Origin of the sequence: Micrococcus sp. HG099 (genome assembly GCF_024723355.1) — a bacterium.
In the GTDB taxonomy this organism is placed as follows: domain Bacteria; phylum Actinomycetota; class Actinomycetes; order Actinomycetales; family Micrococcaceae; genus Micrococcus; species Micrococcus endophyticus.
The window spans coordinates 1-10,774 of the sequence record NZ_JANQCJ010000079.1; the positions used below are offsets into that span (position 1 = coordinate 1).

The window sequence follows — 10,774 nt, forward strand, 5'->3', positions numbered from 1 at the left end:
CGGCGGCGGCGCTCGTGGCGGCGGCCTCCCTCGCCCTGCCGGCGGCCACCGCGGCCGCCCTGCTCGGCCTGCCCTGAGCCGGCGCCCCCGGCCGTGTTCGCCCCGGGCCGAGCGACACCCATCCTGGGCGGGCGTCCGCACCGCTCCGATAGAGTGACATCTCGCCTCACCCCGGGGTGAGTCCCCCGTCCTCCCGCAGATTGGTCCTGGTGACGAACGTGTCCGGCAACGCCAGCTACGAGTACTCCCGCGCCGCCCTCCTGGCGGTCACCGAGGTCGAGGCGCCCCTCGAGGTGACCTCGGACGACCTCGACGAGCGGCTGGCGGACGTGCTCCGGCGGCTCAAGCTCCCGCCCCACCTGCTGCAGCGCGTCGCGGGCGTGCGCGCCCGGCGCAACTGGGACGCCTCCCAGGACTTCCAGGAGGCCGCCGCGCAGGCCGGCACCGCCGCCCTCGCCGCCGCCGGGATCGGTCCCGAGCGCGTCGGGCTACTCATCAACACCTCGGTGACCCGGGCGACCCTCGAGCCCTCCGTGGCCGTGCGGATCCACCACATGATGGGCCTGCCCACCTCGGCCACCAACTTCGACATCACCAACGCCTGCCTCGGCTTCGTCAACGGCCTGATGATGGCCTCCACCCTCGTGGACGCGGGCCAGGTGGACTACGCCGTGGTCGTCGCCAGCGAGGACGCCTCCAAGGTCCAGGACGCCACCGTGGAGAACCTGCACGCCTCCACCACGAACCGCGGCAACTTCATGGAGCAGTTCGCCTCCCTCACCCTGGGCTGCGGTGCCGCGGCCGCCGTCGTCGGCTCGATCGAGGACCACCCGGACGCCCACCGGATCGTCCGCGGCATCACCCGCGCCGGCACCGACCACCACGACCTGTGCGTCGGCGACCACCGCGGCATGTACACCGACTCCACCGCCCTGCTCAACGACGGCCTCGAGCTCGTCATGGACGCGTGGAACGACACCCCCGCCGAGTGGGCGTGGAAGGACGCGGACCGGTTCATCACCCACCAGGTCTCCCAGCTCCACACCAACGCGATCTCCGAGTCCGCCGGCCTGCCCCTGGACCGGATCCCGACGACGTTCCCCGTGCTGGGCAACGTCGGCCCGGCCTCGCTGCCCATCACCCTCGTGCGGGAGATGGACGAGCTGTCCGCCGGGGACACGGTGGTGTGCCTGGGCGTGGGCTCGGGCCTGAACACCGCCATGCTCGAGATCCAGTGGTGAACTGAAGGACCAGAGGAGACCCATGCCGCAGATCCCCGCCGCCCCCGCCGTCCTGCCCCCCGCCGACCGCCTGCCCGGCTGGGACCCGGCGTGGTCCCGCCTCGTGGAGATCCGCTCGGCCGCGGACCCGGAGGGGACGGTGCGCACCCTGCACGTGGCGGACACGGGCCCCGTGCTCGCGGCCGCCGGCGCCGAGATCGTGGGCACCATCGTGGCGGTGCACGGCAACCCCACCTGGTCCTGGCTGTGGCGCTCCCTGCTCGCCGAGACCGTCCGCCGCGCCCGGCGCGGCATGGCCGCGTGGCGCGTGGTGGCCCCGGACCAGCTGGACATGGGCTTCTCCGAGCGCCTCGCCCACCCGGGCCACCCCGCCGCCGCCACGATGGGTCGTGACGGCGACACCTACCGCTCGCTCGGCGCGCGCATCGACGACCTCGACGCCCTGCTGGAGACGCTCGGCCTGCGGGACCTCGCGGCGACCGGACACCCGCTGATCACCCTCGGCCACGACTGGGGCGGCGTCGTCTCCCTCGGCTGGGCGGGCCGCCACCCGGAGCTCGTGGACGGCGTGGCCACCCTCAACACGGCGGTGCACCACCCGGAGGGCGCGCCCATCCCCACGCCCCTGCAGGCCGCCCTGGCCGGGCCCGTGCTGCCCGCCTCCACCGTCCTGACGGACGCGTTCATCTCCGTGACCACCTCCCTGGCCAAGCCCGCCCTGGCCTCGGACGTGCGCGCCGCCTACCACCTGCCCTACAAGACCGCGGACCGCCGCGGCGGCGTCGGCGGCTTCGTGGCGGACATCCCCGCCGAGCCCTCGCACGGCAGCCACGCCGAGCTGCGGCGCGTGTGGGAGGGCGTCTCCTCGCTCGGCCGGGCCGGCACGCCGGCGCTCATCCTGTGGGGCGCCGACGACCCCGTGTTCCTGGACCGCTACCTCGACGACCTGCGCGACCGCCTGCCCCAGGCGCGCGTGCACCGCTACGAGGAGGCCGGGCACCTGCTGGTCGACGACCGCGACGTCACCGCCCCCCTGCTGCAGTGGGCCCAGCTGCTGCGCGCCGGGCAGCTGGACGACCCCGGCTCGGGCCTGCCCGGGCCCGTGCCGCACGCGCCGGCTGCGTCCCCGGCGGACGAGGAGGGGCTCCACGTGGACCTGGGCGAGCACTCCGCGCCCGCCGGCGACGACGTCGCCCGCCTGTGGGACCACCTGCGCGACTGGGGCGCCCCCGGCTCCGAGCACCGCGAGTACACCGCCCTCGTGGACATGGCCGGCGCGCAGACCGGCCGGTCCCTCGTGGGCGGTGCCCGCCGCCCCGTGGCCGTGAGCTGGGGCGAGCTCCAGGAGACCGTCTCGGCGATCGCCACCGGCCTGTGGGCCGCCGGCATGCGCCCGGGCGACCGCGTCGCCATGCTCGTGCCCCCGGGCCGCGACCTCTCCGCCGCGCTCTACGCGGTGCTGCGCGTGGGCGGCGTGGCCGTGGTGGCCGACCAGGGCCTCGGCATCGCCGGCATGACCCGCGCCATGAAGTCCGCCCGGCCGCGCTGGATCATCGGGCGCACCCCCGGCCTCACCCTGGCCCGCGCCCAGTCCTGGCCCGGCACCCGGATCTCCGTCACCGAGCCCGGCGCCGCCCAGAAGCGGCTGCTCGACGTCTCGGACTCGATCTACGCCATGATCAAGCGGCATCGGGACCCGGCCGTCGGCGAGCCCGTGGACGAGCACGGGAGCCCGCTGCCCGAGCCCGCCCTCGACGCGGACGCCGCCGTCCTGTTCACCTCCGGCTCCACGGGGCCGGCCAAGGGCGTCGTCTACACGCACGAGCGCCTGGGCCGCCTCGTGACGATGATCTCCCGGACCCTGGGCATCCGGCCCGGCGGCTCGCTCCTGGCCGGGTTCGCGCCCTTCGCGCTGCTCGGCCCGGCCCTCGGCGCCGCCTCCGTGTCCCCGGACATGGACGTCACCAAGCCGGCCACGCTGACCGCGCGGAGCCTGGCGGACGCCGCGATCGCCGGCCAGTCCACCGTACTCTTCGCCTCCCCCGCCGCGCTGGCCAACGTGGTCGCCACCGCTGACGGCCTCGACGCCGCGCGTCGGGACGCGCTGGACGCGGTGCGCCTCGTGCTCTCCGCCGGCGCGCCCGTGCACCCCCAGCTGATGCGCCAGGTCCGGGGCCTCATGCCCAACGCGGAGTTCCACACGCCGTGGGGCATGACCGAGGGCCTGCTGCTCACGGACATCGACGGCGAGACCGTGCAGCGGCTGCGCGGCGCCGACGACGAGGGCGTGTGCGTCGGCACCGCCCTGCCCACCGTGTCCCTGGCCATCGCCCCGCTGCTCGAGGACGGCACCGCCGAGGACCTCATCCTCGATCCCGCCCAGGGCCACGGCGTGCTCGGCGAGATCGTGGTGAGCGCCCCGCACCTGAAGGACCGGTACGACGCGCTCTGGCACACCGACCAGCAGAGCAAGCGGGACGGCCTGTGGCGCCGCGACGGCCGCGTCTGGCACCGCACCGCGGACATCGGCCACTTCGACGCCGAGGGGCGCGTCTGGCTCGAGGGCCGGCTGCAGCACGTCATCACCACCCCCGAGGGGCCGCTCGGCCCCGGCGGCCCCGAGAAGACCGTCGACGCACTCGGCCCCGTCCGGCGCAGCGCCGTGGTGGGTGTGGGCCCGCGCGGCACCCAGGCCGTCGTCGTGGTGGTGGAGGCCGCGGTCCCGGCCACCCGGCCGGCGCGCCGCGCCGGGCAGCACCGGGACGGGCGGCCCAAGCAGGGCCTGGCCCCCACCGCCCTGGCCTCGGCCGTGCGCGCGGCGCTCGAGCCGCTGCCCGTGGCCGCCGTTCTGGTGGCCGACGAGATCCCCACCGACATCCGGCACAACTCGAAGATCGACCGGGCCCGCGTGGCCCGCTGGGCCGAGGGCGTGCTGGCCGGCGGACGGGCGGGCGCGCTGTGAGCGGGTTCGGCTACGACGTCGGCCTCGACGAGGCGGGCATGCCCGAGCTCGTGGAGCGCCTCGAAAGCCGTCGCGTCCTGGTGACCGGGGCCTCGGGCCTGCTGGGGGCCGGCGTCGCCCGCGTGCTCGCGGACGCGGGCAACGACGTCGTGACGCTGCAGCGCCGGCCCTCCGACGTGGCGGGCGCCCGCGACGTGCAGGGCTCGGTCACCGACCCGGCCGCCGTCGAGCGCGCCGTGGCCGGGGTGGACACCGTGGTCCACGTGGCCGCGAAGGTCTCCGTCTCCGGTCCCGAGCACGAGTTCGAGGCCGTGAACGTGGAGGGCACCCGCATCCTGCTGCACGCCGCCCAGCGGCACGGGGTGCGCCGGTTCGTGCACATCTCCTCCCCCTCGGTGGCCCACGCGGGCGACTCGATCGTGGGCGAGGGTGCCGGCCCCGCCAGCCCCGAGCACGCGCGCGGACCGTACGCGCGCACGAAGGCGGCGGGCGAGCGGCTCGCCCTGGCCGCGGACCGGGACGACTTCCGCGTGCTGGTGCTGCGCCCCCACCTGATGTGGGGCCCCGGGGACATGCAGCTCACCGACCGCATCGTGCAGCGGGCGCGCGCCGGGCGGATGCCCGTGCTGGGCACCGGCGCGCCGCTGATCGACACGCTCTACACGGGCAACGCCGTCGAGGCCGTGGTGGCCGCCGTGTCCGCGGCCGACCACCACCACGGCGAGGCGCTCGTGGTGACCAACGGCGAGCCGCGCCCCGTGGGCGAGCTGGTCCGCCAGATCGCCCTCGCCGGCGGCGCCGAGGAGCCCCAGCGCCACGTGCCCGCGGGCCTCGCCCGCCGGGCCGGGGCCATGATCGAGCGCGCCTGGGAGCGGGACCTCTTCGGCCTGCGTTCGCGCGGCGTCGGCTCCGACGACGGCGAGCCCCCGCTCACCGAGTTCCTCGCCGAGCAGCTCTCCACCGCCCACTGGTTCGACCAGCGCCGCACCCGCGAAGTGCTCGATTGGACCCCGTCCGTGAGCATCGACGAGGGCCTGCACCGCCTCGCGGCGTACTACCGCGCCCGCTGACCCCGGCCCGTCGCCTCCCCCGCCGCCCCCACGCTTTCGTGCGAGAAACGGGAGCCTAGCCGAGCACTTTCGTGCGGGGAACGGGAGCCTTCCCGTCAGCCGGTCGACGGTCCGGGCCGGACGACGTCGGGAACGGGCTGGGGCGTCGGCGTCGTGGTGGCGGAGAGCACGCCGTGCACGGCCGACGCCACCGCGGCCGCCAGCACGGCCGCTGCGGGAGACTGCAGTGCCGGGTCCGGCAGGGCCCCGATGACCCACGCCGGCACCACGGACAGCCCGACGGTCAGCAGGACGAACAGCGCCGCCGACCCCTCGCCGGCGTAGAAGACGGTGCGGCGCGCCTTCTCCTGGTCCACTCAGTGGTGCACGCCCCGCAGGGCCACGACCCCCAGCACGACGGCGACGACGGCCGCCACCAGCAGCCATGCCGGCGGCAGCTGGGTCCGCAGGGCGAGGGCGCCGGCGGCGCCCCCGAAGGCCGTCGACGCCAGGACGATGCGCAGCCGCCATGCCCTCCGTGTCATCGGGGCGTCTCGTGCATTCCTGTGTGAAGGCATGCCGTCAGGCTCTCACGGCGGCGGAGGGCCGGACCCTGGGGTGAGGGCCAGAGCCTCCCCTTCTCCCACACGAAGACGCCCGGGACGCCTCCCGTTTCCCACACGAAAACGCCCGGGAAGCCTCCCGTTTCCCACACGAAAACGCCCGGGACGCCTCCCGTTTCCCACACGAAAGCGGGTCGGTTCAGGCGTCGATCCGCTCGCGGTCCAGCTCGTCCGCGTGGGAGACGATGAAGTCCTTGCGCGGGGCCACGGAGGAGCCCATGAGCAGGTCGAACACCCGCTCGGCCGCCTCCACCTCGGCGATGTTCACGCGGCGCAGGGTGCGGTGCCGGGGGTCCATGGTGGTCTCCGCCAGCTGGTCCGCGTCCATCTCGCCCAGGCCCTTGTAGCGCTGGATGGGCTCCTTGTAGGACCGCCCCTCCTTCTCCAGCCGGGCGAGCGTGGCGTAGAGCTCCTGCTCGGAGTACGTGTAGATGACCTCGCGCTCCTTCACGCCCTTGGTCACGGCCTCGATCCGGTGCAGCGGGGGCACGGCGGCGAACACCCGGCCGGCCTCCACCATGGGGCGCATGTAGCGGAAGAACAGGGTGAGCAGCAGGGTGCGGATGTGGGCGCCGTCCACGTCCGCGTCCGTCATCAGCACCACCTTGCCGTAGCGGGCGGCGTCCAGGTCGAAGCTGCGCCCGGCGCCGCCGCCGACCACCTGGATCAGGGCCGCACACTCGGCGTTGGCCAGGATGTCCGAGACGGAGGCCTTCTGGACGTTGAGGATCTTGCCGCGGATGGGCAGCAGCGCCTGGAAGTCCGAGGAGCGGGCCAGCTTGGCGGTGCCCAGCGCGGAGTCGCCCTCCACGATGAACAGCTCGGAGGAGGCGACGTCGTTGCTGCGGCAGTCGGCCAGCTTGGCGGGCATGGTGGAGGTCTCGAGGGCGTTCTTGCGGCGCTGGTTCTCCTTGTGCGTGCGGGCCGAGATGCGCGACTTCATCTCGGCGACGACCTTCTCCAGCAGGACGTGCACCTGCTGCTTCTGGGCGCGCGCCGTGGCGGTGAGGCGGGCAGTCAGCTCCTTCTCCACCACCTGCGCCACGATGCGGCGCACGGCGGAGGTGCCGAGGATCTCCTTCGTCTGGCCCTCGAACTGGGGCTCGGCGAGGCGGACGGTGAGCACCGCCGTCATGCCGGCCAGCACGTCGTCCTTCTCCACCTTGTCGGAGCCGGCCTTCAGGCGGCGGGCGTTGGACTCGACCTGGGTGCGGAACGCCTTGAGCAGCGCGGTCTCGAACCCGGACTGGTGGGTGCCGCCCTTGGGGGTGGCGATGATGTTCACGAACGAGCGGAACACGGTGTCGTAGCCGACGTCCCACCGCAGCGCGAGGTCGACCTCGCACGTGCGCTGCACGTCCTGCATGGCGGTGCGCCCGTCCTCGCCGAGCACGGGGACGCGCTCCTTGAACGACCCGGACCCCTGGATCCGCCACACGTCCGTGACCGGCGTGGCGGGGGTGAGGTGCTCCACGAACTCGGAGATGCCGCCGTCGTACTGGAAGACCTCCTCCACCGGTCCCTCCGCCCCGGGGGTGCCCGGCCGGCGGCGCAGGTCCTTGACGGTGATGCGCAGCCCGGGGATCAGGTACGCGGTCTGCCGCGCGCGGGCGTGCAGGTCGTCCGCGGAGAACGCGGCATCCTTGATGAAGATCTGCTCGTCCGCCCAGTACCGCACGCGGGTGCCGGTCTGACCGCGCTTGGCCTTGCCGACGACGTCCAGCGGCGAGGCGTCCGTGGACGGCTCGAAGGGGGCGTCCGGGGACGGGCGCGAGCCGTCCTGGAAGCGGCCGGGCTCGCCGCGGCGGAAGGACATCTGATGCACCTTGCCGCCGCGCAGCACCTGCACGTCCAGGCGGGAGGAGAGCGCGTTGACGACGGAGGCGCCCACGCCGTGCAGGCCGCCGGAGGCCGCGTAGGAGCCGCCGCCGAACTTGCCGCCGGCGTGCAGCTTGGTGAAGACCACCTCGACGCCGGACAGGCCGGTGCGCGGCTCCACGTCCACGGGGATGCCGCGCCCGCTGTCCTCGACCTCCACGGAGCCGTCCGGGTGGAGGGTGATCTCGATCGACTGGCCGTAGCCGGCGAGCGCCTCGTCCACCGAGTTGTCGATGATCTCCCAGAGGCAGTGCATGAGGCCGCGGGAGTCGGTGGAGCCGATGTACATGCCCGGCCGCTTGCGCACGGCCTCGAGCCCCTCCAGGACGGAGAGGTGGCGGGCGTTGTACTCGGAGTTCGCGGGCACGGGGGGCCTTTCGGTGGACGACGACGGCCCGTCCAGCGTACTCCGCGCCCCGGACGCGACAGGGCCGCGGCGGGGCCGCGACGGGGGTCCCGGCCCGTGGCCCGGCGCGGCGGCCGGGGGCCGGCGCGTACGCGGCTGGCGAAACGCGCCCCCGGGTGCGGACAGGGCGGGAAGTTCCCTGCCATCCTTGCTGTTCCATGGGACAAGAGGAGGACCGGCCCGCCCCCACGGCGACGCCGCCCTCCGGACCCGAGAGACCTGAGGAGGACTCCATGTCCATCACCGCCGTGGCCGAGCCGGCCGCCCTCACCCGTTCCGACCGCTGCGACCGCTGCGGAGCCCAGGCCTACGTCCGCGCGGTGCTGCCCTCCGGCGGCGCCCTCCAGTTCTGCGGCCACCACGCCCGCGCCGTGGAGGACGCGCTGCGCCCCCAGGCGGCGCACTGGCAGGACGAGACCGACCGCCTGACCGCCGGCGCCTGACCGCGGCGCACGCCTCGCGCGCCGGCGAGGCGCCCCGCACAGCCGAAGGGCCGGACCCCCGCGGGGGTCCGGCCCTTCGTCATGCCGCCTCGGCTCAGTCCAGGTAATCCCGGAGCACCTGCGAACGGGACGGGTGGCGCAGCTTGGACATGGTCTTGGACTCGATCTGGCGGATGCGCTCGCGCGTCACGCCGTAGACCTTGCCGATCTCGTCCAGGGTCTTGGGCTGGCCGTCGGTGAGACCGAAGCGCATGGCGACCACGCCGGCCTCGCGCTCCGAGAGCGTGTCCAGGACGGAGTGCAGCTGCTCCTGCAGGAGCGTGAAGGACACGGCGTCCGCGGGGACCACGGCCTCGGAGTCCTCGATGAGGTCGCCGAACTCGGAGTCGCCGTCCTCGCCGAGCGGGGTGTGCAGCGAGATCGGCTCGCGGCCGTACTTCTGCACCTCCACGACCTTCTCCGGGGTCATGTCCAGCTCCTTGGCCAGCTCCTCCGGGGTGGGCTCGCGGCCCAGGTCCTGGAGCATCTGGCGCTGCACGCGGGCGAGCTTGTTGATGACCTCGACCATGTGCACGGGGATGCGGATGGTGCGGGCCTGGTCTGCCATGGCGCGGGTGATGGCCTGGCGGATCCACCACGTGGCGTAGGTGGAGAACTTGAAGCCCTTGGTGTAGTCGAACTTCTCCACGGCGCGGATGAGGCCGAGGTTGCCCTCCTGGATCAGGTCCAGGAACAGCATGCCGCGGCCGGTGTAGCGCTTGGCCAGCGAGACCACGAGGCGCAGGTTGGCCTCGAGCAGGTGGTTCTTGGCCTTGCGGCCGTCCGCGATGATCAGCTGGATGTCGCGGCGCTCGCGGTAGTCGTCGGAGGCCTCGGCCTGCACCACGTGCTCGGCGTAGAGGCCGGCCTCGATGCGCATGGCGAGGTCCACCTCCTGCTCCGCGTTGAGCAGGGCGACCTTGCCGATCTGCTTCAGGTAGTCCTTCACCGGGTCCGCCGTGGCGCCCGCCACGACCACCTGCTGCACCGGGGCGTCGTCCTCGGAGTCGTCCACGACGAACGCGCCCTTGGACTGGGCCACCTTCTGGCCTGTGGCGGCCTTCGTGCCGGTCACGGCCTCCTGGTCCATCGCCGGGGCCTCGGGGGCGTCCGAGCCGTCGGCGTCCTCGTCGTCCGCGTCCTCGGCGGCGGTCTTGGCCTCGCCGTCGACGAGGTCGGCCACGTCCGGGTCCACGGCGTCGGCGGCGTCGGTGCGCTCGACGGCGTCCGCCAGCTCCTCGTCCTGCTCGGCACGGGCGGCGGCGGACGCGGTGGCCTTCTTGCCGTTGGCGGTCGCGGCGGGCGCGGCCTTCTTCCGGGCGGTGGTCTTCGCAGCCGGCTTGGCCGCGGTCGACTTGGCGGCGGTCGTCTTCGACGCGGCGGTCCGGCGGGTGGTGGTCTTCGCGGGGGCGTCGCCGTCCGCCGTGGCGGTCTTGGCGGTCGCCTTGGTGGCGGCCGACTTGGTGGCGGCGCCCTTGGCCGCGGCCGACTTCGCGGTCGACTTGGCGGCCGTCGTGGAGGAGGCGGTTTTGCGCGCGGCGGTGCCCTTGGCCGTGGTGCTCTTCGCCGCGGTCGTCTTCTTCGCGGCCGTGGAGCGGGAGCGCGTGGTGGCGGCGCCGGAGTCGGTGGTCTCCGGGGCGTCCTGCGCACCGTTGGTCGTCGACGTGGTCACTCGAGGCCTTTCCGTCTGGTCCGCGGTCGTTCGCGGAGCCGTGCAGTCCATATACGCGTGACCCTGTCAAGTCCCGGCCTCGGACGGCGTCGGCCGTCCGGGCCCGCAGACTGCAGGGTCCGTGCATGTCCAACACCGGCGGGGTGGGGGTCTATTCCGCCTCCCCGGGAACGGGCCCGGGAGTGCCCGCCGACATGGAGCCGGACCATCCTCTCACGCGCGGCTCACGCCCCGGGCCGCCACGCGGTGTCCGGGTGCGCCGCCCAGCCGGCCACGCACCCCGTGTCGACGACGCGGCGCATCAGCGTGACGAACGGGTCGTCCGGCGCCAGCTCGGCCGCGGCCGCCAGGTGGGCCGCGGCGTCCGAGCCCTGGCCGCGCGCCCAGCCCACCCAGCCGGCCAGGGCCAGTGCCTGGGCGGCCGCCGGCGGCGGGGCGTCCGGCACGAGGCGTCGCAGGCC

The 10,774-nt window shown here is 74.4% G+C and carries 9 protein-coding genes; 4 read left to right on the forward strand and 5 right to left on the reverse strand.

Going from position 1 to position 10,774, the window contains the following annotated elements:
- Positions 1-209: 209 nt before the first annotated feature.
- The 3 genes from NWP10_RS07890 to NWP10_RS07900 are packed head-to-tail and all read left to right on the forward strand — an operon-like array spanning position 210 to position 5,273.
- Entirely contained in the window at positions 210-1,241 is a 1,032-nt protein-coding gene (locus NWP10_RS07890; protein WP_017489669.1) for a 3-oxoacyl-ACP synthase III, read from the forward strand.
- A gap of 22 nt (positions 1,242-1,263) precedes the next feature.
- Positions 1,264-4,203, forward strand: coding sequence for an alpha/beta fold hydrolase (locus tag NWP10_RS07895; protein ID WP_258300476.1), 2,940 nt, complete (start codon positions 1,264-1,266; stop codon positions 4,201-4,203).
- Positions 4,200-5,273 carry an NAD(P)-dependent oxidoreductase gene (locus tag NWP10_RS07900; RefSeq protein WP_258300477.1) on the forward strand — a complete coding sequence of 358 codons (1,074 nt, stop codon included), beginning with the start codon at positions 4,200-4,202 and terminating at the stop codon, positions 5,271-5,273. The genes NWP10_RS07895 and NWP10_RS07900 overlap by 4 nt, the downstream gene beginning before the upstream one ends.
- 95 nt (positions 5,274-5,368) lie before the next feature.
- Here NWP10_RS07900 and NWP10_RS07905 read toward each other — a convergent pair whose 3' ends face one another.
- From NWP10_RS07905 to NWP10_RS07915, 3 genes are all read right to left on the reverse strand, one after another.
- Entirely contained in the window at positions 5,369-5,629 is a 261-nt protein-coding gene (locus tag NWP10_RS07905) for a hypothetical protein (protein WP_017489670.1), read from the reverse strand.
- Entirely contained in the window at positions 5,630-5,797 is a 168-nt protein-coding gene (locus tag NWP10_RS07910; RefSeq protein WP_258300478.1) for a hypothetical protein, read from the reverse strand. It lies immediately after the preceding gene.
- A 217-nt stretch (positions 5,798-6,014) separates the two neighbouring features.
- On the reverse strand, positions 6,015-8,120 hold the full coding sequence (locus NWP10_RS07915) for a type IIA DNA topoisomerase subunit B (RefSeq protein ID WP_258300479.1): 2,106 nt from the start codon (positions 8,118-8,120) through the stop codon (positions 6,015-6,017).
- Between the two features lie 272 nt (positions 8,121-8,392).
- On the opposite strand from NWP10_RS07915, the gene NWP10_RS07920 reads away from it, so the two are divergent.
- Positions 8,393-8,602 carry a hypothetical protein gene (locus tag NWP10_RS07920; RefSeq protein WP_080981729.1) on the forward strand — a complete coding sequence of 70 codons (210 nt, stop codon included), beginning with the start codon at positions 8,393-8,395 and terminating at the stop codon, positions 8,600-8,602.
- A 94-nt stretch (positions 8,603-8,696) separates the two neighbouring features.
- Here the strand turns inward: NWP10_RS07920 and NWP10_RS07925 are convergent, their stop codons facing one another.
- Positions 8,697-10,364 carry an RNA polymerase sigma factor gene (locus NWP10_RS07925; RefSeq protein ID WP_258300480.1) on the reverse strand — a complete coding sequence of 556 codons (1,668 nt, stop codon included), beginning with the start codon at positions 10,362-10,364 and terminating at the stop codon, positions 8,697-8,699.
- 173 nt (positions 10,365-10,537) lie between these two features.
- Positions 10,538-10,774, reverse strand: a 237-nt coding sequence (locus tag NWP10_RS07930) for a DUF4192 family protein (RefSeq protein ID WP_258300481.1), incomplete at its 5' end; no start/stop codon positions are given.